The sequence below is a fragment of the Arenicella xantha genome, assembly GCF_003315245.1.
Classification (GTDB): domain Bacteria; phylum Pseudomonadota; class Gammaproteobacteria; order Arenicellales; family Arenicellaceae; genus Arenicella; species Arenicella xantha.
In genome coordinates, this window is record NZ_QNRT01000003.1 from 39,997 (window position 1) to 61,802 (window position 21,806).

Consider the following 21,806-nt stretch of genomic DNA (forward strand, 5'->3'; position numbering starts at 1 on the left):
TGGTATCTATTGAGCTTCTGCGAGTTGGGAAGTGTAGACTTGATCCAATTGACGTTGAGTCACGCTCCAAGAGTAGTGTTGTTCAAAGTGCTGAAAATTATTTGCGGCTAGTTGCTCAACTATTTTCGCGCGGCTACTAAGTTTTAGTAATAGTTTAACCATGTCTTTGCTGGACGCTGCCAAAGGGGTGCCTGTAGGTAAGAATTCGCGATTATTTTGCGTGTCGAAAGCCGCAACGGCGAGCCCGCTGGCGAGGTAATTTAGCATTTTTCCACTTCCTTCCCCGGCATTAGATAACTTGGGGTCAATAGCGATGTCTGCTAGTCGTAGTAGGTTGGGAAGTGTTTCAAAATCTACTTGGCCGGTTAGTGTGCAACTTGATTCTAGCCCATGCTCACGCAGAAATAGCCTGAGACTTCCGGTCGGATAGCCGATGATAAGCCAATGTAGGGCCGCTACTTTTTGACAGCCGACTATGACGTCTTTTAGCTCTTGTAGGCCTTTGGAATCGAGCAGCGCACCTGAGTAAACGATAATGGGTTTGTCGCTGGGGAGCTCATACAGCTCGACCAATTGTTTGCGTCGCCGTGGGTCTAACGGTGCGCTGTGATCTGCGCCGTCTTGTGCTAGCGAAATCTTGCTGTGCGGAATGGAAAATTCCGATTGTATCTTCTCCAAGGAGTGTGACGACGAGCAAATAATGGCATCGGCACTCCACATTAGGCCGCGTTCGATTAAATGTGTTGGCCAGCGCAAGTATGGACGTTTTTTAAAACTACCGTGCGCGTCTAACTCGCCAACCAGGCTACCTTGCATGTCTGCAATTAGACGAATGCCACGCCAAAAAAACAGCAATTTAACGATGAAACCTATCATCAGTCCTTCGTGTAGATGTGCGTGGATAGCGCGGGGTTTGGCGCGTCGGCATTCGCTCACTGTGAGCCACAGTAATTTCCAATCGGCCCACAGTTTATACTTGCTGGGGCCGGCGGCGGTTTGGGTATAATTTTTTATTGGCGTAATGCGACGCGTATCAACGGTAGCCACATCACGGCCATGATGGTAGGTGCATACGGTATTTTCGTAGCCCAGATTGCTCAGACACCGAACAATGCCCTCGATTCGAATGTGGCAGCCTCGGTCGGAAAAAAATGGAGTAGGAGCAATATGCAGAATATTGATTTTTTTAGCCATCGTTGTTGCCCGGTCGCAGTGCCTGTTCAATGCTATTAAGTCGTTTAAGTACACGATTAATTTCCAATTCCTGCTGAGTGTCACTCCACTCAAGAATTGTACTCATGTGGCCTGCGGCGGCATGTATGCTCTCGGTCGATATGCCAAGCAAGCCTAATGAGGTTCGGTGGAAAAGCACATCGTGAAGGCTTACCGCTTGTTCTTTCTCCACGGCCCAAAAGATTTGTCCAACTAGATCGAGGTGATCGTCTGATATTGGGCGTTGCCACTCGGGATGATCTGCGATATACGTGAAAAATGCGTCGAGGTCGCTGCCGTATTGCATGATTAGGTGTTGAATCGTCGCGGCTGAATAACTTGAGCTGTATTGGCCTACTTTTGCCGTCGAAAATTCAGCTAAGCTTTGGTATTGGCTGGCGCGGAGTTTTGTGCGCGGCGGTGTTTTAGTCATGCCGAGTTTTGAGCCGACTAGCTTCATCGTTAGCTCGGAGAGCTTACGACCAGTTGTGTATTTGGCTCCGAGTGCGGTAACGAGCCCTTCAACACCGTTGGCAACTTGATGATCGATAATTTGATATTCGCCAGAGCCTTGGTAAACGGTTCGTTTAATATTGTCAGTCTGAAGTGGGTATAAACCGGAGTAGCCTGAAATTAGATCAGCGCGGGTTAACTTTGCACTCGGTAGGCCAGCGTTTACCGCATCTAAAAGCTGTGAAACATGATCGGCTTGAATGCTCAGATCACCGTTGGGGTTTTCGATTTCGTCGTAACTGGTGCCTATTAGTGAAAATCCGCGCCATGGAATGATGAACACATGCCGACCTCCGCGGTCTATTTTGGCATCACTCTGATGTTTGGTAGTGAGGGCAATCGCATGGTCGCTAAGTTGTCGCGTGACGATGTGTGACCCGACCGCAAAACCGTTTATTCGCGGTGCGCTGGCGGATCTAGGTAGGTCTTGGTTTAAGTTGTCAATCCACGGTCCGGCGGCGTTGATGACTAATTTGCTCTGAATAGAAAATGTTTCGCCGGTCAGCTCGTCTTTTGCTGCAACCCCAGTGATGCGGTCGTCGGACTGAAGAAAGTGCTGTGCAGATACATAGTTAAATGTATCTGCGTGATGATCTTGGGCGGTTTGGATGATGGCTAAAACCATTCTCTCACTATCGAGCATATGCCGTTCATAGAACACCACTCCGCCGGTGTGCGCCTCATTGCTCAAATCACATATAGTATTGAGCTGTGGGGCAGAAATAGATCGGATTGGTGGTAAGTAGTTCTCTTTTGAACCAATAACTCGATTCTCACCTATACACAGTAGGCGATAAGCCAGCATGCCGCAGTTTAGAAAAAATTTGCTACGCTGAAAGTCACGATAAGTTGGTACTGCAAATGGCACGGCATTAGACAAATGCGCTGCAGCGTAGATGTATTCGGCGCGCTCCATTGCTGACTCGCGAACTTTGCCAAATTGCATTTGCTGTAAATAACGTATGCCGCCGTGTAGCAGTTTTGATGAGCTGGAGGAGGTTTGTGAAGCGTAATCTCCTTTGTCAATTAAGGCTGTTTTAAGGCCAAGCTGCGCACAATGCAAGCTCAGCCAAGCGCCGCTGATTCCGCCGCCAATGATGAGGACGTCGTATGCTTGCTTGCTGAGTTGCGCAGTATTACGGTTAGAGAAGGTCATTGTCCTGGTACCACTTAATCGTTCTCTTGACGCCTTCGCGAGTGCTGATTTTTGGCTGGTAACCGATCATCTCTCGAGCTTTACTGTTGTCGAATGCACGTGACTTAACAAAAAATTCTACGCGTCGAGTATGTAAAGGTGGATCTATGCCGAGCGGGCGACATAGTGCTTCACAGGCTTTCGCTGCCAGCATGAGTGGCCCGATCGGTGGCGCGAAGGTCGGAGCTTTAACACCGAGTTGCGAGGCTATTGTCGCAGCTAAGTCTTTTAACGTGCCGTATTCGTTAGAACACAAAATAAAGCGTTGGCCGAGCGCGTTTGGGTGCTCTCCGCATAAAATTATGCCGTCGGTGAGGTCATCAATGTAGGACAGGTGGTACAAGTTTGTGCCGCCACCAAACAATGGGAAAAAACCGCGCTTAATTTGTTTGAACATTTTAAGCAAGCGCAGGTCGCCTGGTCCGTAGATCGCTCCAGGTCTAAAAATGGAGCCAGGTAAGCCGTCGTCCATGGCTTTAGCAAACAGCTGCTCACCGGCTAGCTTGGTGCGCTGATAAATGTCGCCAGGATTAAATGGCGACTCTTCGTTTGATGGAAGTTCCTCGATATCGCCATGCACGCCAATGGTTGAGCAATGTACCGTGCGAGCAACATTATGCGTGCGGGCGGCATCAATTACATGTTTTACTCCGCCGATGTTGACGGCCTCATAGTATTCATCGGGATGTCCAGCGGTGCGGAATACTGCTGCGATATGGTAAATTATTTGTACGCCTTGCGCCGCTTTGCTTACCGCATCAGCATCGGTGATGTCGCCGAAAACTAACTCGACCCCGAGCTGTTCGAGAGGGGCGATATTTGCACCTTTTCTCACTAGAGCAACGACGTGGTCACCGCGTTCGACGAGCTTTTTAGCCAAGGCGCCGCCGGTAAATCCAGTTGCGCCTGTTACTAACACGCGTTTAGAGGGCTGTTTCATATGTCTTAATCAGTCAATAAATTTGATTGCGATGATCCGGGCAAAATTCATCTATTTAGGTGATAGGCAGCTACCGGTTGGCTAAGTATAGTAAGCACTCCTCTGCCACCGAGTCAGGCATGGGGAAGAGCCAAAAGATGGAACTCATTCAGCCTTTGAATGCTCCCCAAGGAGGGGGTTTTTTCCATTCAACCCGATTGCCTTTTCATTCAGTTTTTTACTTATTTGTTATTCGCTTACTTGAAGTGAGCCTTGCTTGAGTGGCAGCGAGACATTAAAGCCTCATGGCCTCCTCAAGCACGACTTGCGGTAGGCTATTCGCTAATTTCAACCGACTGGATTACCACGTCTTCAACGGGCACATCGGCAAACTGGCCTGAACGCCCAGTTTGAACGAGTTCAATCGCATCCACGACCTCTTGACCGGCAACGACTTTGCCAAATACAGCGTAGCCCCAACCTTGTGATGTTTCGCTTGAAAAGTTTAGGAAGTCATTGTCTTTGGTGTTAATGAAAAACTGTGCACTCGCAGAGTGTGGGTCGCCGGTGCGCGCCATAGCCACGGTGTATTTTTCGTTTAAAAGACCGTTGTTTGCTTCATTCTTGATCGGTGCATTGGTTGGTTTCTGACGCATGCCTGGTTCAAAACCGCCGCCTTGAATCATAAAGTTAGGAATCACTCGGTGGAAAATCACACCATCGTAATGACCGGCTTTTGCATATGCTAGAAAATTCGCAACCGAAGCAGGCGCCTTTTCAGCATTAAGTTCTAGGGTGATGTCACCTGCGCTAGTTTTTAAAGTAACCATATTCATTTTATTGTTTTGTATTAATTTACTGTCTTGAGCTTGGCATGCAGAAGCCACGAAGGCGATAGTGCATACAGCGAGAATTGATGCGAATCTTACGCTAATTTTTTTCATAAGGCTTTCTTGGTTTAGCGTTGGGCATTGACTAACTTAGACTTGACCCAACAACGATATATTCACGATCTGTGAGTATAGCATCTAACTTAATGTCCCAAGGCTTTGAGATAAGTGAATTAACCTCTTGGAAATGATGTCCGACTCCAACTAAAAGCGGTCTACGGTTAGCGCGGTGACGCAGTGATTGGAGTGCTCGGTCGTAAAACCCCGCGCCCATCCCTAAGCGGTTACCCTTTCGGTCAAACGCCACCAAGGGAACTAGAATTACATCTAGCTGATTAATAGAGGCTGCCGGTGCAGTTGGTATTGGCTCGACGATTCCCCAACGATTAGTGCGGCGGTGGTTAGCGGAGTAGAAGCGCATAAGATGGCGCGTATAATTGTCAACGCGAGGGAGGAAATGTTGGTGGCAATTGGGCGTTTCTATTAGTGCTGGCGAAAGTTCGCCATTAAATGGAGAGTAGCTCGCGATACGAGTCGCAAACAGGAGAGGTTTGCACTGCCTAGCTATATTTGCCACGTCAAGCATGGCCTGCTTAGACTGTCGACTTGAGAGTGCGCTGCGCTGTTGACGCATTTCACGGCGAAGCATGGTTCCCGAAGTTATATCGATTAACTTGAGCGTTTGGTGTCTTTTTTGATGCAACATACGAGACGCCTCGCTGATTGACCAATCCATTGTTAATTTGGTGCGCCGAGGTGTGATTGGCGCAACGATAGATAGCCGCCGGGATCAGTCATTGGCTATCTAAAAAATAATGGAGCGTTACCCATCAATGCCGTAAAAGCTTGGTGCCTTGAACCAAAGGTCCAAGTGGGAGCCTGCAAACTGCATCAGGTGCGCTAGTGGACTGACACGAGGCCAATCTGACCAGCACTCACAACAGCAGTGTGGTTCAGCCCCCGATAAAAAATACTAGGTTCTAAGGGATTAGAAGCGATCACAAACACAACAGGCAACGCCCGTGGGAATTATAGCAGTGTGTGTTGATGATCAGTTAATAACTTCTAATTAATATATTACCTTGCTGTGTTAAACGCCTTCAGCTTCTCGCAATACTTCATCGATTCTGGCTTGCAAGCTCGATAGACGCGCCTGTACTTGCTCTTGACCGGTGGTCATTCTCTGCAGTTTCAGTAATTCGTTGGTTATGTTTAACGCGGCCATGATTGCGCATCGTTCAGCGCCAATGATTTTGCCGGTCTTTTGAATTTCTTTCATCTTGGTGTCAAGATAACGCGCAGCTGACTGCAAGTCTTCTTGTTCCTCAGGAGGGCAAGCAACCGAAAAGTCGCGCCCCATGATACTAATATTAATGCCTCTGCTTTGTGCCGAGCTCGCCATGTTTGTTCCAGGTTTTATGTTCGTTTAATAAGGAGTGTTGCCGGATCACTGGTCTTCTAATGTGCGTAGTTTCTCGACAATCTTCTCGAGACGGCTGCACGCTAGACGGTTCTTTTCCTTTAGCTGAGTTTTTTCAGTCAGTAAAGAGCTCTGTTCAGTTTTCAGGTTTCGGTTCTCACTACTCAGGCGTTTACACTCGCTGATCAACGTTTCAATGCGTTGTTCGAGACCGATGATATTGGCTTCCATACGGGCGTACCATCTCTATTATAGATATTCAGGCTTAATATTAGGCGGGCAGTGTGGTGGCGTCAACTCACTATCACTCTGTTTCGCGCCTTCTCGCGAGCTTAGACTGTATCGCAGTACACATTCGATAGGGTAGAATAGCCAGCAAATTAGAAAGCGCGTTGACAAACTTATGCCTGACCGTTCAGACCGATATACCCAAATTGAATCCACATTGGCCTTGGCCGAGATTACCGAGCTTACGCCGAGCGAAGTGCATGGCACTGTTGTTGGCGCGATCATTAATCACCTAAAGACTGGGATTACGCCGGAATTGCTAAAGCTGGTTGCTCCTGAAGCACAAGCTGGTGACGGGCGCTTTGCACGTTTAAATGAGTTGCTATACGAAATGTATCGCGAGACTGGTGAGTTGTTGTTCGACAGCAAAGAAGGGTTTGAGTTGGTATTGCCTGACGACGATGAGCCATTGGCGTGGCGTGTCGAAGGGTTGGCGACTTGGAGTAAGGGCTTTCTACTGGGTATGTTGTATAACGATCGATTCAGTATTGATCAATTACCGGAAAGCGGGCCTGAAATTGCTCGAGATATGTTTGAAATATCTGAAGCCGGCTCTGGCGATGAGGATCAGCGAGAGGAAGAGTTCGCCTTTGTAGAGCTAGAGGAGTATTTAAAAGTCGGCGCTCAGCTTATTTTTGAGTTTATATACTCTGAGCAAGCTGCTGACGCACCTTCGCAAGCTCATTAAGGGGAATGGCTATGGGGCATTTACAGACGCAACGGGCAGCGACAACCAGTATTGATGTTTATGCTCGACGTCGCGCTGAGCTGATTAACCAAATCGGCGAAGATGACATTGTTATTGTCGCTACCTCGCCCGAAAAGTCTCGGAATGGGGATGTGGTTTATCAATTTCGCGCTGACAGCGACTTTTATTATTTGACCGGTTTTGCGGAACCAGATGCCGTGTTGGTTATTAGCCCTGGCCGCTCGCAAGGACAGTTCGTGCTATTTTGTCGAGAGAAAGACGTAACCCGCGAGATGTGGGATGGGCGTCGTGCCGGGCTCGAAGGCGCGATGGAGTTATTCGGTGCTGATGATGCGTTTCCGATCGACGACATCAACGATATTTTGCCGGGCATGATGGAGGAGAAAGAAAAGGTCTTCACTACCGTGGGTCGGTATCCCGACTTTGATGCGCAATTGCTTGGCTGGATGACAAAAATTAAACAGGACGCGCGCCGCAGTAAGCAAGCGCCCTATGAATTCGTCGACCTCAACCATATTCTTCATGAGCAACGACTCATCAAGCGCGCCGACGAAATATTCTTAATGCGAAAGGCGGGTAGAATTTCAGCGGCAGGCCACCTGCGGGCTATGCAAGCTTGTCGTCCAGGAATGTTTGAATATCAGGTGCAGGCGGAAATGGAATGCGAATTCCGAAAAGGTGGCAGTCATTACAACGCTTACCCATCGATCGTAGCGGGCGGCGCCAATGCCTGTATTTTACATTACACTGAAAATGTTGATCCACTGCGCGATGGCGACTTGTTACTGATTGATGCCGGTGCTGAGTTCGAGTGTTATGCCGCGGATATTAGTCGAACGTTTCCGGTAAATGGCAAGTTCAGCCCAGAGCAACGAGCCTTGTACGAGATTGTTTTGGCCTCTCAATATGCCGCGTTTGAAAAATGTAGCGCCGGGCATGGTTGGAATGAGCCGCATGAGGCGGCGGTTGAAGTGATTGCTCAGGGCTTGATCGATGAGGGCTTATTGAAGGGTTCCTTAGCTGAAGTGCTTGAGCGTCAGACCTACACACAATTCTATATGCACCGCACTGGACATTGGTTGGGCATGGACGTGCATGATGTTGGTGATTATCAAGTTGAAGATAACTGGCGGGAGCTCGAACCGGGAATGGTGTTTACCGTTGAGCCTGGTATCTATGTGAATCCTGCTGATGAGATTGATCCGCGATGGCACAATATTGGCATTCGGATAGAAGATAATGTGCTCGTGCGACGTGATGGCTATGATAATTTAACTGCTTCGGCGCCAAAGACGGTTGCCGAAATCGAAGCCATTATGGCCGGCTAACCCCTAATGCGTACGCAGTACGATGTGGTTATTGTTGGCGCAGGGTTGATGGGCACCTCGCTGGCGTTGTGGCTGGCTCAGCATACCGATTACTCGATTGCTCTGTTGGAACGCGCTGCACCGTTGCCTGATACCTTGCCGGCGAATCAACGTGTTGTGGCGCTCGGCACTAAGGCCACTAATCTATTAACTGAGTTAGGCGTGTTTGACACTCTCAGTGAGGAGCATGCTTACCCTTATTCGAGCATGTCAGTGTGGGACGAGCAATCGAATGGCGAACTGCATTTTTCTGCCGCCGACACTTCGTTGCCGCATCTTGGTCACATGGTCGACAGCGTTTGGTGTAATTATCTGTTACAGCAACGTTGCTTACAGCAACGTTGCTTACAGCAACGACAGCTGGATTGTCGCTTTGATTGCGCTATCGAGTCTTTCGAATCAGCTGAATTTCAGCCAAGCGCAAACAGCATAAAAATCACCGAATCGGGTGCCGTAACGACGCTGCAAGCTAGCTTGTTAGTGGCCGCCGATGGAGCTAATTCGTGGGTTCGCCGCCAAGCTCGAATTTTTTCCAGCCGTCGAGACTATCAACAGATTGGAATTGTGGCAAAAATAGAGTCAGTCAAGTCACATGAAGACTGTGCTTGGCAACGGTTTCTAAGCAGTGGGCCGGTCGCATTTTTACCCTTGGCGAATAACCAGTGCTCTATCGTTTGGAGTGTTGAGCAGTCACTGGGCGAAGGTTTAATGGCTCAATCGGATGAGGATTTTGAAGTATCTCTAAGCCACGCCATGGAACAGCGTTTGGGGGCGGTCAAATTGAAGTCTACGCGGCATGCCTTTGCACTTAAAAGTCAGCGCGCCGAGCGATACTATAAGCAGGGAGTCGTGCTGCTTGGAGATGCCGCCCACGCGGTCCACCCGTTGGCTGGTCAAGGGGCTAACTTGGGATTTCAGGATGTTGTCTGCCTTGGCGATTTGTTGAAGAGCGCTGGTCGCGAGCGGGTCGGCGATAGTCAGGTATTGGCTCGTTACCAGCATCGCCGACAGCCCGACAACGAGCAGACTGACGGTGCCATGACGGCGCTGCATTCAGCCTATCAAAATGCTACGCCGATGTGGACTGCCCTACGGGGGCTCGGAATGAATCTTGTGGATCGTAATCAAACTTTAAGGCGTTTATTGATTCGCCAAGCGATGGGTTTGTAATAGAACGTCGGTTCGCTTGGTTAGGTAAACCTTTGCGCACGACTATCCCCAATAAGGTGCAAGAATCGATAGGTAGCTTTTAGGGTAATCGGCTCGGCGCACGGGCAATAAAGAGGGGCTGCTGGAAAATTGTTTGAGTAGCGGCGTGAGAATAGTAATAGCGGTTGCGCTGCGCAAAAAACGTTTGAGTTTAATGGCGGTATCGCGTGCAATGTCTGGATGTGCAATAAACGCGTAATTACGGTATTCGGGCCCTTGCAATAAGCGAATGAAACGGTCTGGTTCTGCCGTATTGAAACGCTTAAAGGTATGCTCAGTAACAGCAAAGGCGGCACAGTTCTGATTATCATATTGCATTGCGCTGGCCACCGAGTTGACGAATTTGTTACTGGCGGTTTTGAGGGGCTGATCGAAGGCTTGTTGTACCAGCAGAAAGTCCAAATTAACTGCGCGTTGCGAACAGATATTCTGGCCCGCTAGATCATTTACTTCAAAATATTGAGAGTCGGCATGGCGAGTGGCGATGACATATTGGAGTGAGTTAGGTAAACGCAGGAACGGTATAAAGCGATGTTTGTGCAACGCCCATGCCGTGTAATGGGGCGCAGCTAAATAAACGCCTATTCTCCCTTGCCGAATGCCTTGTTGGTATGGATGCCAATAGTCGGTGGTGACGGTTTTGAATTGTCCGAGGCCAGCTTCGGCTAGCGCTGAGTCTAATTTAAGCGCGAGCTCGGGGTATTGTGATGACTGGTAGGGTAGGTATAAGGGAATGTCGGTAGTCTGTTGCTGCGCCGTCGATGTAGTAGTCAGCATGCTAAGCACGATGCCGATCAGCGCGGCTCGCCAGGATTGTTTGCTTGAATTTTTGGATCGATTACAGGGCACGGCTTTATTCTAACCTTGGATTGAAAAACTGCTAAACTAAGTCTCTATATTTTCCATTCTTTATTGGAATGGCGTATTAATTAAACGTTACGAGAACCCTCATGCCGACCAGCCAAGAACTAAAAGACGCCGGTTTAAAAACGACGCTGCCACGTCTACGAATACTATCGGTACTCGAAAGCAGTGGTGACCGACATTACACCGCGGAAGATGTGTACAAAGCGTTATTGGACGCCGGTGAAGACATCGCTTTTGCCACGGTTTACCGAGTGCTGACCCAGTTTGAAAATGCGGGCTTGGTGCTGCGCCATAATTTTGAGGGCGGTCGGTCGGTGTTTGAGCTGGATAATGGCGAACACCATGATCATATGGTTTGTATTAAGTGTAATACCGTTACGGAATTTTACGATCCTGAAATTGAAGAGCGACAAAAGAAAGTGGCGCAAAAATATGATTTCAAGTTAGAGGATCATTCATTGTACTTGTATGGCATGTGCAAAAGCTGTCAGGACGCTCGCAGCGAGTAGTGTTGATAGTGGGGTTGAGTTCGCCCCAAGCCGCTAACGGTTGATTGCTCGTGTGAGTAGAATTACCGGTATTAGACCAGCCAAAATAATAGCCAGTGACGCCAATGATGCGTCTGCCAAGCGTTCGTCAGACGCAAGTTCATAGGCCCGGACCGCCAAGGTGTTGAAATTGAATGGTCGCATGACAAGGGTTGCTGGCAATTCTTTCATTACGTCGACAAATACAACCAACAATGCCGTCAACAAACTTGTGCTGAGTATCGGTACGTGAATTCGGCGTAGCACTTGTATGGGGGTATAACCCAATGATCGGGCCGCTTGATCCATGTTAGGGCCGATAGATTGCAAGCCGGAGTCCACGGAGCTGAGAGCGACCGCCATAAATCTAACTAAGTACGCAATGATTAGCGCCGCTAAGGTGCCGCTAATTAGCAAGCCGGTTGATACGTCGAAATTTGCTCGGAACCAAGCGTCTATCGTATTGTCTAGTCGAGCGAGAGGTATCAAGGTGCCAACCGCAATCACGGTGCCTGGAACGGCGTAACCGAGGCCGACTAACTGGCGAGCTAGGCGCGTGATGTGAGTATTTGCGATGCGTGTACTGTATGCAATTAATAGTGCCAATGCTACGGCTAGTAGGGCTGTAACACTGGCTAGCATCAGGGTGTTGGTGACTAATCGCCAAAATTGTGGTTGCCATAATTGAGTATGGGTTGCGATCGCCCATTTTAATAATTGTGCGACTGGAATCACAAAGCCAATTAGTAGTGGCGTCATCGCAAGTGCCACAGCAATATAGTTTTTCATTCCCGATAGTGGTGTAGCGGCGGGTCGTACTTGGTTCCGTTTATTAATGTATTGAGCGCGCCTTCGTGAGCGTTGTTCGACCCATACGAGTACGATCACGAAAGATAGCAACAGCATGGCTAATTGCGCTGCGCCGGCAACGCTACCTAAGCCAAACCATGTGCGAAATATTCCGGTGGTAAATGTTTGTACACCGAAATAACTAACTGCGCCATAGTCAGCAAGTGTTTCCATCAATGCCAGCGACAGTCCAGCGATAATGGCAGGTCGCGCGATCGGCAGATTAATTCGAAAAAATGCGCTGCGGCGTGAGTGTCCGAGTAGCTGGCCTACGTCTTTAAGGTGTTGAGACTGGTCAAGAAATGCAGAGCGAGCCAAAAGGTAAACGTAAGGATACAGTACGAAGCTCATGACGAATATTGCGCCGCCTAAGGAACGAATTTCCGGAAACCAATATTCTCCGAAGCGTAGTCCAAACTGGCTACGAATAGCACTTTGTAATGGGCCGGCTATATCCAGTAGTCCAGTATAAGAATAAGCGATAATGTAGGTTGGCATGGCTAGTGGCAATAGCAATGCCCAATTGAAAAACCGGACTCCGCGAAATTGATACTGAGTCACTAGCCACGCGCAGCCGACGCCCATAAACAGTGTTAAGACGGCGACGCCAGCCATAAGTAGCAGCGTACTGACGACATAATCATTGAGTACGGTACTGGCTAAATGCGTCCAAATTTCACGCTCAGCCTGCAAGCTTAAAGCCAGCAGGGCAAGCAATGGAGCAACTACTAACAGCGAGATAGCCGTCGCTGTTAGTTCCCATCGCCAGACACGGGTTGTAAGCATTGGGCTATTCCCGAGCGTTATTTCCAGCCAGCTCGGTCCATCACTTTGACCGCGTCGGCATTGTTTTTACCAAGCATGTCTAGACTTAATGCATCTGCTTTGAATGGGCCCCACGACGCCAAAATTGGATTGAGCTCAACGCCCTCTTTTACTGGGTATTCAAAGTTCACATCAGCGTACATTTTTTGAGCCGTGTCGCTGGCAAGAAATTCGATTAGCTTGATGCCATTCTCCTTGTTGGGAGCCGTGTTGATCAAGCCGGCACCGCTGACATTGACATGAGTGCCGCGATCTTGCTGGTTTGGCCAGATAACCGTCATTGCCGAAGCCGCATTAAAGTCGGCTTGATTGGCCTTGTCCGCCAGCATATTGGCTAAATAGTATGTATTAGCGACCACCACCGAGCATTGGCCTGCCGCAGCTGCGCGTATTTGATCACGATCTCCGCCTTGTGGGGGGCGAGCGAAATTCGCGACCAACCCACTAACCCAGCCTTCAACTTCAGTGTTGGTGCTGGCCGCTAGCATTGATGCAACCAAAGACTGATTATAAATATTGTCAGAAGAGCGAATGCAGATTTGTTGTTGTAGCGCTGGGTTGGTTAAGTCTTCATAGCGACTAATCTCAATGTTAGGCTTGGCGTTGGTTACCATAATGGGTCTGGCTCGAACCGAGAGGCCAAACCATGCATCATCGCTGTCTCGGTAATTGGCCGGTATGTTTTGCTTGAGAATAGCGGAATCAACAGCCGTAAATATGCCGGCTTGTTTGGCGCGGTGCAGTCGGCCAGCGTCAGTAGTTATCAGTAAGTCTGCTGGGCTATTTAGCCCTTCGCTCTTAATTCTTTCTAATAACGCGTCGTCTTTGCCGCTGATGATATTGACGGTGATGCCTGTCTCGGCTGTGAACGCATCTAATAATGGTTTGATTAAGGCCTCTTTGCGAGCTGAATATAAGTTCACTTCAGCGTTCTGAGGGCTGCATGCACTTAGCAATAGTGCCGTAGTTAGAGCTAGAATCGTTTTCATAGGAAGGGCGGGTTAATATATAAATGAGAATCATTCTCATTTTCATTGATCGCGCAAATGAATGCAAGTCTTAGTATTGTGTCGTGCGAAAAATGCATTAATTGGCGAGCACCTTTAGCGCTTGATTGCCGTATAATACCGAGCAATAAACTAAACCTCGGTTTGCTAAACGGTTTATTGACCACAGCACGCCATATTCTGCGATTTTGGAGATCACCATGAGCGAAACCCCTGATGATTTATTGTATGCGTCTTCCCATGAATGGGTACGTAGATTAGATGATGACGTAGTTGAAGTCGGAATTTCTGATTACGCCCAAGAAGCCCTAGGCGATGTCGTTTACGTTGAGCTGCCGGAAGTTGGTTCTGAAGTGACGGCTGGTGAAGAATGTTGCGCAGTTGAATCCGTCAAAGCTGCATCTGATATTTATGCGCCGGTAAGCGGTGAAATTGTTGCGGTAAATGAAGCGCTTGATGGTGAGCCTGAGCAACTCAATGAAGCGCCTTATGCTGGTGGCTGGATGTTTCGAATTAAGGCGAGTAACCTGAGTGAGCTTGAAGCGCTGCTTAGTGCTGAAGCGTATTTAGCTCAAGTCGACGATTAGTACCTGAATTACTTGGCGACCGCGTCGCCTCCAGGTCTAGAACAACACACAAATTAGGAGAGACTTATGCAAGTCACTTTAAAAGGTAATCCGATAAATTTAACTGGGACATTCCCGACCGTCGGTTCAAACGCCGCGGACTTCAAATTGACTACTAGCGGTTTAGCTGACGTCGGTTTGGCCGAGTACGCGGGTAAGAAGAAAGTCGTTAGTATTGTGCCGAGCTTGGATACGGCAGTATGTGCTACATCTACTCAAAAGTTTAACGCTCAAGTGGCGGATAAAGAAGGGGTGCAGCTTCTTGTTGTGTCTGGTGACCTGCCATTCGCGGCCGGCCGGTTTTGCGAAGCAAACTCAGCGGGTAATACAGTTACCTTGTCGACCATGCGAAATAATTCATTTGCCACCGATTATGGTGTGCTGATGGCGGATGGCCCCTTGGCTGGATTAACCGCTCGGGCGGTACTTGTGCTTGATGAAAACAACACAGTGTTGCATGCAGAATTGGTGCCAGAAATCACACAAGAGCCAGACTATGAAGCCGCGTTAGCAGCGCTTTAATTTCTGCCTTTTATGCAGTCGGTGCGGATTGATTGTGCCGACTGTTTTTCGCTTTATATTAAATGTGACACCAGTTCGATTTTCGGCCACTTATAGATATGGCTATAAACCCGTTGGTTGCTTGCATGCCTTTCCCTAGACTCTAAATTAGGAGCAGTCCTTTGAAAACGCTTGTCACTGGCTCATTGGCATTCGACACAATAATGGTGTTCGAAGATCAGTTTAAAAACCATATTCTCCCAGACCAAACCCATATTTTGAATGTGTCGTTTTTGGTGCCCGAAATGACACGCCACTATGGTGGATGTGCGGGTAATATTGCATATACCCTGGCGATGCTGGGCGGTGATCCGCTGATTATGGCCACTGTCGGCGAAGATTTTGGGGCGTATTCTCAGTATTTGGAGCAAAAGGGCTTAAATCAAGAGTATGTAACTCAAGTTGCTGGAACCTTTACCGGTCAATGTTTCATTACTACAGATGTCGACAATAACCAAATTAATGCGTTCCATCCCGGTGCAATGAATCATGCTCATGTCAACAAAGTTGGTGATGCAAGTGGCATTGAGTTGGGTATTGTTGGCCCAGACGGTCGAGATGCCATGATTCAGCATTCAGAGCAATTCGCTGAACTAAATATTCCATTTGTATTCGATCCAGGTCAAGGGTTGCCGATGTTTGACGGTGCTGATTGTTTAAAGTTCTTAAGCGAAGCGACCTACACCATTGTTAATGACTATGAAAGTCAGATGTTATTGGGAAAGACCGGACTTACGCTCGAACAATTAGCCGAAAAAGTCGACGCATTGATAGTTACGCGCGGGGGCTCAGGCTCTGAAATATACGCCAATGGCGAAAAAATAGTGATTCCGTCGGCGCCGATTAGCTCGGTAGTTGATCCAACTGGTTGTGGTGATGCGTATCGCGCCGGTGTGTTGTTCGGTCTCGCCAAAGGTTACTCTTGGCAAGTTTGTGGTCAAATTGGCGCGCTGTGTGGCGCGATAAAAATCGAACATTCAGGTACTCAAAACCATGCGTTTACGATGTCGGAATTCGCTGAGCGATACCGCTCGGCCTTCGGTCAAGACTTGTAGTAACTTTCAGGGTCGATAATGTTAACTCATCCCAATTTTGATCCGGTAGCATTTCAGCTCGGACCTCTGGCTGTGCATTGGTATGGCTTGATGTATGTTTGCGGATTTGTCAGTGCTTATTTGCTTTGGCTTTATCGTATTCGGACCTACCCGCGCTATGCAGATGCAAATTGGAATGCCGATCGTATTTCTGATCTGATTTTCTATGGTGCGCTTGGTGCGGTGATCGGCGGTCGATTAGGGTATGTGTTGTTTTACAAGCCAGCGTATTATCTGAATAATTTAACCGAAGTTGTGTTTATTCAGGAAGGCGGGATGTCATTTCACGGCGGCCTTCTCGGTGTTATTTGCGCACTCTATTTGTTTAGTCGAAAAATCAATTTGCCGTTCTTGCAGGTGGCTGATTTTGTCGCACCAGTTGCTCCAATCGGCTTGTTCTTTGGCCGGATGGGTAACTTTATAAACCAGGAGCTGTGGGGTAAAACTACCGATTTGCCGTGGGGCATGATATTTTCTAACGGCGGACCGCTGCCGAGACATCCTTCTATGGTCTACGAGGCTATCCTTGAAGGGTTGTTGTTGCTAGCGATTATTTGGTTGGTCGCTCGTAAAGAAAGAGCCTTTGGCACACTTTCGGGTTTGTTTCTGATCGGCTACTCTTTGTCCAGAATGCTGGTAGAGCTTGTTCGTGTGCCAGATCAACACTTAAATTATCTATTATTTGACTGGGTAACCATGGGGCAGGTGTTAAGCTTGCCTATGTTACTGTTAGGTTTGTTTTTAGTTTTCAAGACAAATCGTTAATTACTGTCTAGGAATATTGTATGAACTTTTCGTTTCTGTATCTAAATATGCCATTTTCGAAGCTTGTCGGCATTGTCCGTGGTTCCATGTTATTGGCGTTCTTGTTGGCCTCACCGTCGGCCTTCGCTATTAAAAAATGTCAGGATGAAGAGGGCCAATGGCATTATGGAGATACTGCGGTGCATGAATGCGAAAAGTCGAAGGTCACAACCCTCGATAATCGTGGTTTTATTCGAGATCAAAACGAAGCCCCAAAAACTGAAGAAGAGTTGGCTGCCGAGCAATCAACCAGAGCCAAAATCGAAGCTGAGGAAAAAAAGCTGTCAGATGAAAAGGAGGAGCGCAACCGTTTACTCAGTATTTATCAAACGGAGGCGGATATTGACCGACAGTTGGACAACCAGATTTACTCAGTTGAAAGTAGTATCGCGGTACACAATGTTTACCTAAAGGGGATGGCGCGAAAAATAGAACGCCTGGAGGCTAAAAAGCCTGAGCAAAACGCTAAGCGTGCTGAGCGAACTCAAGCGGAAATTGATGCCTCATTGGCTAAAATAAAGGAGTCGGAGGAAGAGCTCAAAAACCTTGAGATGCAAAAAACTCAGATTCAAGAGCGGTTCGCTCGCGAGAAAGAGCTTTTTAAGGCATTCAACGAGGAAGGTAATCGTTAGTCCTGTTGCTTGGCTGCTAGACTTTTGATGAAAAACAGCGGTTGGAGAGGCTTAGGTGCGAGCTTTGTTAGTGGCGCGCTGTTAGTGCTCGCCTTTGCGCCATTTGGATTTTGGTTGCTTGCGCCCTTATGCATGGTTGCATTTTTTTCGCAGTTAATTAATTCATCGCCTAAAGTTGCCATGCTGCGAGGTTTGGCTTTTGGTCTGGGGCTATACGGATTTGGTGTGTCTTGGGTTTATGTTTCCTTATCGACATATGGAGGCATGCCATTCTGGATGGGTAGTATTGCTGTGCTTGGGTTCGCGGGAATATTGGCATCTTTAATCGCAATTATGGCTTGGTTGGTTGCGCGTTCGACTCCAGCTGGTAGTACGCTCCGCTTGTTTATGCTGCCGTTCGCATGGTGTGTGTTCGAGTGGCTTAAAAGTTGGGTGTTAACTGGGTTCCCTTGGCTAGATCTAGGCTATACACAAACCGATACTTGGCTTTCAGGTTGGGCACCAATCGGCGGAGTCTATTTAGTTAGCTTTATGGTCTGTTTGATTTCGGTCCTGACCAGTGCGATCTTCAAGACGCGTGAATACCGCATGATTCCGTTGATTGCCGCATTGATTGGACTCTCCTGGTCTGCTAACTATATTAATTGGACCAAGGACGACGGCACTGCGTTACGGGTGGCTATAGTTCAGGCCGATGTTCCAATTAACCAAAAATGGCAGTCAGATAGCCGGGCTAGAGTAATTGAGAACTACCGTACGCAGAGTCGAGCTCTAGCCGCTGGCTCTCAATTGGATTTAGTTGTTTGGCCTGAAACGGCGCTGCCTATACATTTGCAGCATTTGACTCCTGAATTTTGGCAGACCAGCGTACCTGTCGGAACAGCTTTGTTGACGGGGCTCATAGACACACCGAGTTTGCTAGACCACGCTCCGTCGTATGATCGTAGTTACAATGCCGCGGCGTTAGTCTGTAATGTGGAGGATGGTGTTCCTCAGGTGTACCGAAAACGGCATTTAGTGCCATTTGGCGAGTACTTGCCCTTAAGATTCTTATTTCAGTGGGTTTTAGATTATCTAGAGCTTCCAATGTCTGACTTTTATGCCGGGTCAGGCATGCAACCATTGAGCTGTGGGAGCAGAATCAAGATTGGTTTATCAATTTGTTATGAGGATGCGTTTGCTGATGAATATCGTCGGTATTTAGGGGATGCGGGTATATTGGTAAATATTGGAGAAGACGCTTGGTTTGGCGACTCATTTGCACCTCACCAAAGATTGCAGATGGCGCAAATGCGGGCGCGCGAATTGTCGCGGCCTATGGTTCGCAGCGCTAACTCAGGGCCGTCAGCCTTTATTGATCATCGTGGGGTTATCACCGCTCAAAGCCTTCAATTTACCCAAGCTAACCTGGTAGAGCGTGTTTACCCACAAATAGGAACAACTTGGTACTACCGATTCGGAAGCTGGATTGTGCTTTTCTCAGGAATTATCTGGTTATTAGCCGGTTTGTTGTCGATAGTGACCGCCAGCCGAAGCAACACGGGCCGATAAGGTAGACGATTAGTCGCTCTTAGATTTCGCCCATTTTACGCAGTGCTTTGTCGAGTCCAGAGAAGTTGGGTCGTCTTACCTTGCTAGGCTCTCCGTTTGCGGATCTTGGCCTAGCGCGTTGTTTCTGAGTTCGCTGGTTTGTTGGTGATTGGAATTGGCCTGCTTGTTGGGCGGTTCCGGCTGGCTCATAGTTAGCAAGGCTGCCAACAAAGGGCGCCAACTCCTCGGCTGTTTTGATATTTAGAGGTAGGCTTTCGGTCGCACCGTTGCGATTCAATAAAACTTCAGTGCCGCGAATCTCCTTAATTGATGCGCCGGCGCCTTTGATTTCTTGGCCAACAGCGTACAGTTCAGCTGGTTTTTTTCCGGACGTTATAATTGCGCGGGCCATTCCTTCTCGACTATCCCAAAGGATACCCTGCAACTTAAGATTTAGCGTTGTTTTCACAACAGGGCGCTCTACTTTTTTGGGAGGAATCTTGCCGAACAAATTAGCTTTAACGATGTTGTTGACCTGATACCCCGCGTCCCGCTTAGTTTGGATCGGTGGAATGTTTTGTGGAGCATAATTAAGGGCTCGCACTTGTTGCTGGCGATAAACATCCCATGTGACACTCGCGAGTATTAAGCACAGAAATAACGCCGCCGCCACTTTTAGTATCAGCGGTCCGTGGCGTACCCATATGCGGTTGTTAGAAATAGTATTAAGTAGCTCCATGCTCTATAGTTTACCTTATTCTATTTGAAACCTATATCTCTTCGATTGTGGGCTAGTTTGTATAGGTGGCCTGGATATACCAAATTTTGTCTTGTTGATAAACTATGAAAGTTAAATCATTTCAAATGCTTACGCTCGATCAATGGGGTTGGATGATGGTTGCCTATTGGCGTCTTTGGATGGTTTGGCTTAGGATTAAATTCAAGCAAGGTAACTGGTTGAGGCAAAAAGTGTTGGCTCCCCAGCCATCATCTTCAGCTGAAACCTCTGCGTTTGATCCTAGGTGGCTTGCTATGCATGAGTCGGTGCGCTTAGCTGCTCGACTTCACATTGTGTCGATGGCCTGTTTGCCGCGGTCAATCGTGCTGGCGGATATGCTACGCCGTCAAGGTGATAGAGCGATTGTAAGAATTGGCGTGAACAAGGCTGGCGTGCAGTTTGTTAGCCATGCGTGGGTCGAAGTAGATGGTTGCATGGTCGGTGAGCCGGAACACGTGAGTGAGCAGTTTGCTTTATTGAAACTGTAGCGGTGCTGTTCTTTGTTGTGGCGATTTGAAGGTTTATTAAAGCAAAATAACGGTGGCAAGTCCGAGCACTGAAAAGTATCCCACCACGTCGGTTACCGTAGTCAGAGCCACGCCGCCAGCTAAGGCTGGGTCGATGTTTACTTTTTCTAGTAATATTGGAATGAATACGCCGGCTACAGCGCCCATAAATAGATTGGCCGTCATGGCTGCGGCGATCACTAAACCCAGTTGCAGATCTTGGTACCAAAGCGATGCAATAAGGGCGATCACGGTTGCCCAAATAACGCCGTTTAACATGCCGACTAAGGTTTCTTTTTGTAATACGTTATAAAAGTTTTCACTCGAAATTGTGCCAACACTCATGCCGCGTATGACGACGGTAAGAGTTTGTGTGCCGGCATTTCCGCCCATACTGGCGACAATCGGCATCAGGACGGCGAGCGCTACTAGTTGTTGAATCGATCCTTCAAATAAGCCGATTACCCATGAGCCAAGCAGCGCTGTTACTAGGTTAACGGCTAGCCAGATAGTGCGGCGCCGCGAGGTGCGAGCCACTGGTGCAAAGATGTCTTCTTCTTCACGTAGGCCAGCCGCGGCCATGATGTCGTGTTCAGCTTGCTCGCGGATTACATCGACAACGTCGTCAATGGTTATTCGACCTAGTAAGCGGCCAGATTCGTCCACTACCGGCGCTGTAATTAGGTTGTAATCGGCAAACGCCTTGGCAACATCTTGTTCGCTGTCTAAGCATCGAAAACTCACCGGTGATTCTATCGCGTGATCAATCGCTAAGTGATGACCAGGTTGCGTTAGTAGGGTATTGATCGGCAAAATTCCCTTGAGGCGCTTTTCGCGATCAACCAAATAGATTGTGTCGGTATTGTCTGGTAGTTCAGTTTTAAGCCTGAGGTAGTGGAGTACAACATCTAATGACACATTATCTCGCACCACGGTGGCGTCAAAGTTCATCAGGCCGCCTGCACTATCTTCAGGATAAGAGAGTACCTCACCAAGATTGTTACGCGTTTCAACATCAACGGCAAACAACACGTCCGCTAGTAATGCCTCTGGCATATCCGGTATTAAGTCGGCGATGTCATCTATGTCCAGAACCTTGATGGCATCGATTAGCTCTTGCTTATCTAGTTCATGCGCTAGATTCTTAAACACGCCTTCGGTGAGTTCTGCTAGAACTTCACCTTTAACTGTTTCCGGTATGTAGTTCCAAGCTAAGGGCCGTTTTGCAAGGGTTAGCCGTTCCAGTATGTCTGCTATGTCCGCCGGATGAGCATCAGCGAATTGTGCACGCACAGCACTGGTGTCTCCAGCCGTTAAGAGCTCGTCAATAGTTGGGGATGTTGGCGTTGCTTGTTGCACGATAGTAGTGTCCCGCATAACGTAAATTTCGTTAGCGGCGTAGTCTCCAAAGTCGGGTGGTTGAGTCTATTATAACGAGCCATGTGTATCTGCGCATTACACATCGACTAAGTTGCAGC

At 48.2% G+C, this 21,806-nt stretch carries 23 protein-coding genes and 1 other RNA gene; 11 read left to right on the plus strand and 13 right to left on the minus strand.

Going from position 1 to position 21,806, the window contains the following annotated elements; genetic code table 11:
* Positions 1 to 6: 6 nt before the first annotated feature.
* The 8 genes from DFR28_RS12095 to DFR28_RS12130 form a co-directional block, all read right to left on the minus strand.
* Positions 7 to 1,194 (minus strand): glycosyltransferase family 4 protein, encoded by a 1,188-nt coding sequence (locus tag DFR28_RS12095; protein WP_113954632.1) that lies wholly within the window; start codon positions 1,192 to 1,194, stop codon positions 7 to 9.
* Positions 1,187 to 2,881: a glycerol-3-phosphate dehydrogenase/oxidase gene (locus DFR28_RS12100; RefSeq protein ID WP_113954633.1), complete on the minus strand. Its 1,695-nt coding sequence runs from the start codon at positions 2,879 to 2,881 to the stop codon at positions 1,187 to 1,189. The genes DFR28_RS12095 and DFR28_RS12100 overlap by 8 nt, the downstream gene beginning before the upstream one ends.
* The gene (locus DFR28_RS12105) at positions 2,868 to 3,860 is read right to left on the minus strand and encodes an NAD-dependent epimerase/dehydratase family protein (protein ID WP_113954634.1); all 993 of its coding nucleotides are present in this window, start codon (positions 3,858 to 3,860) and stop codon (positions 2,868 to 2,870) included. The genes DFR28_RS12100 and DFR28_RS12105 overlap by 14 nt, the downstream gene beginning before the upstream one ends.
* Before the next feature lie 314 nt (positions 3,861 to 4,174).
* Positions 4,175 to 4,669, minus strand: coding sequence for a peptidylprolyl isomerase (locus DFR28_RS12110; RefSeq protein WP_113954928.1), 495 nt, complete (start codon positions 4,667 to 4,669; stop codon positions 4,175 to 4,177).
* Positions 4,670 to 4,814: 145 nt separating this feature from the next.
* A complete protein-coding gene (locus DFR28_RS12115; protein WP_113954635.1) occupies positions 4,815 to 5,465 on the minus strand; it encodes a 5-formyltetrahydrofolate cyclo-ligase in 651 nt (216 codons plus the stop codon).
* A gap of 84 nt (positions 5,466 to 5,549) precedes the next feature.
* A non-coding RNA gene (ssrS, locus tag DFR28_RS12120) (6S RNA) lies at positions 5,550 to 5,748 on the minus strand.
* Between the two features lie 71 nt (positions 5,749 to 5,819).
* On the minus strand, positions 5,820 to 6,131 hold the full coding sequence (locus DFR28_RS12125; protein WP_113954636.1) for a cell division protein ZapA: 312 nt from the start codon (positions 6,129 to 6,131) through the stop codon (positions 5,820 to 5,822).
* A 45-nt stretch (positions 6,132 to 6,176) separates the two neighbouring features.
* A complete protein-coding gene (locus DFR28_RS12130; RefSeq protein WP_113954637.1) occupies positions 6,177 to 6,380 on the minus strand; it encodes a hypothetical protein in 204 nt (67 codons plus the stop codon).
* 172 nt (positions 6,381 to 6,552) lie between these two features.
* Between DFR28_RS12130 and DFR28_RS12135 the strand changes: the two genes are divergently transcribed.
* Genes DFR28_RS12135 through DFR28_RS12145 form a run of 3 tightly spaced genes read left to right on the plus strand, consistent with a single transcriptional unit; the run spans position 6,553 to position 9,683 of the window.
* The gene (locus DFR28_RS12135) at positions 6,553 to 7,125 is read left to right on the plus strand and encodes a UPF0149 family protein (RefSeq protein WP_113954638.1); all 573 of its coding nucleotides are present in this window, start codon (positions 6,553 to 6,555) and stop codon (positions 7,123 to 7,125) included.
* A gap of 11 nt (positions 7,126 to 7,136) precedes the next feature.
* The gene (locus DFR28_RS12140; protein WP_113954929.1) at positions 7,137 to 8,474 is read left to right on the plus strand and encodes an aminopeptidase P N-terminal domain-containing protein; all 1,338 of its coding nucleotides are present in this window, start codon (positions 7,137 to 7,139) and stop codon (positions 8,472 to 8,474) included.
* Positions 8,475 to 8,480: 6 nt separating this feature from the next.
* Positions 8,481 to 9,683, plus strand: a complete 1,203-nt coding sequence (locus DFR28_RS12145; RefSeq protein WP_113954639.1) for an FAD-dependent monooxygenase — start codon at positions 8,481 to 8,483, stop codon at positions 9,681 to 9,683.
* A gap of 42 nt (positions 9,684 to 9,725) precedes the next feature.
* Here DFR28_RS12145 and DFR28_RS12150 read toward each other — a convergent pair whose 3' ends face one another.
* Positions 9,726 to 10,499 carry a PhnD/SsuA/transferrin family substrate-binding protein gene (locus tag DFR28_RS12150; RefSeq protein ID WP_147251017.1) on the minus strand — a complete coding sequence of 258 codons (774 nt, stop codon included), beginning with the start codon at positions 10,497 to 10,499 and terminating at the stop codon, positions 9,726 to 9,728.
* A gap of 173 nt (positions 10,500 to 10,672) precedes the next feature.
* On the opposite strand from DFR28_RS12150, the gene fur reads away from it, so the two are divergent.
* Positions 10,673 to 11,098, plus strand: a complete 426-nt coding sequence (gene fur, locus DFR28_RS12155) for a ferric iron uptake transcriptional regulator (protein ID WP_113954641.1) — start codon at positions 10,673 to 10,675, stop codon at positions 11,096 to 11,098.
* Positions 11,099 to 11,131: 33 nt separating this feature from the next.
* Here the strand turns inward: fur and DFR28_RS12160 are convergent, their stop codons facing one another.
* Complete coding sequence (locus DFR28_RS12160; RefSeq protein ID WP_113954642.1) at positions 11,132 to 12,751, minus strand: ABC transporter permease; 1,620 nt, start codon at positions 12,749 to 12,751, stop codon at positions 11,132 to 11,134.
* A 17-nt stretch (positions 12,752 to 12,768) separates the two neighbouring features.
* Complete coding sequence (locus DFR28_RS12165; RefSeq protein ID WP_113954643.1) at positions 12,769 to 13,779, minus strand: Fe(3+) ABC transporter substrate-binding protein; 1,011 nt, start codon at positions 13,777 to 13,779, stop codon at positions 12,769 to 12,771.
* Between the two features lie 218 nt (positions 13,780 to 13,997).
* Here DFR28_RS12165 and gcvH point away from each other — a divergent pair, with 218 nt between their 5' ends.
* From gcvH to lnt, 6 genes are all read left to right on the plus strand, one after another.
* Positions 13,998 to 14,384, plus strand: a complete 387-nt coding sequence (gene gcvH / locus DFR28_RS12170) for a glycine cleavage system protein GcvH (RefSeq protein WP_113954644.1) — start codon at positions 13,998 to 14,000, stop codon at positions 14,382 to 14,384.
* Between the two features lie 66 nt (positions 14,385 to 14,450).
* Positions 14,451 to 14,945, plus strand: a complete 495-nt coding sequence (gene tpx / locus DFR28_RS12175; protein ID WP_113954645.1) for a thiol peroxidase — start codon at positions 14,451 to 14,453, stop codon at positions 14,943 to 14,945.
* Between the two features lie 161 nt (positions 14,946 to 15,106).
* Positions 15,107 to 16,039, plus strand: a complete 933-nt coding sequence (locus DFR28_RS12180) for a carbohydrate kinase family protein (RefSeq protein WP_113954646.1) — start codon at positions 15,107 to 15,109, stop codon at positions 16,037 to 16,039.
* Between the two features lie 18 nt (positions 16,040 to 16,057).
* Positions 16,058 to 16,843, plus strand: coding sequence for a prolipoprotein diacylglyceryl transferase (gene lgt, locus DFR28_RS12185; protein WP_113954647.1), 786 nt, complete (start codon positions 16,058 to 16,060; stop codon positions 16,841 to 16,843).
* Positions 16,844 to 16,863: 20 nt separating this feature from the next.
* Positions 16,864 to 17,514, plus strand: coding sequence for a DUF4124 domain-containing protein (locus tag DFR28_RS12190; RefSeq protein ID WP_113954648.1), 651 nt, complete (start codon positions 16,864 to 16,866; stop codon positions 17,512 to 17,514).
* 27 nt (positions 17,515 to 17,541) lie between these two features.
* Positions 17,542 to 19,065 (plus strand): apolipoprotein N-acyltransferase, encoded by a 1,524-nt coding sequence (gene lnt / locus DFR28_RS12195; protein ID WP_113954649.1) that lies wholly within the window; start codon positions 17,542 to 17,544, stop codon positions 19,063 to 19,065.
* Between the two features lie 19 nt (positions 19,066 to 19,084).
* On the opposite strand, the gene DFR28_RS12200 is transcribed toward lnt, so the two are convergent.
* Positions 19,085 to 19,783, minus strand: a complete 699-nt coding sequence (locus DFR28_RS12200) for a type II secretion system protein N (RefSeq protein ID WP_113954650.1) — start codon at positions 19,781 to 19,783, stop codon at positions 19,085 to 19,087.
* Positions 19,784 to 19,887: 104 nt separating this feature from the next.
* Here DFR28_RS12200 and DFR28_RS12205 point away from each other — a divergent pair, with 104 nt between their 5' ends.
* Positions 19,888 to 20,310 (plus strand): lasso peptide biosynthesis B2 protein, encoded by a 423-nt coding sequence (locus DFR28_RS12205; RefSeq protein ID WP_113954651.1) that lies wholly within the window; start codon positions 19,888 to 19,890, stop codon positions 20,308 to 20,310.
* A gap of 36 nt (positions 20,311 to 20,346) precedes the next feature.
* Here DFR28_RS12205 and mgtE read toward each other — a convergent pair whose 3' ends face one another.
* On the minus strand, positions 20,347 to 21,705 hold the full coding sequence (mgtE, locus tag DFR28_RS12210) for a magnesium transporter (RefSeq protein WP_113954652.1): 1,359 nt from the start codon (positions 21,703 to 21,705) through the stop codon (positions 20,347 to 20,349).
* Positions 21,706 to 21,806: the final 101 nt, after the last annotated feature.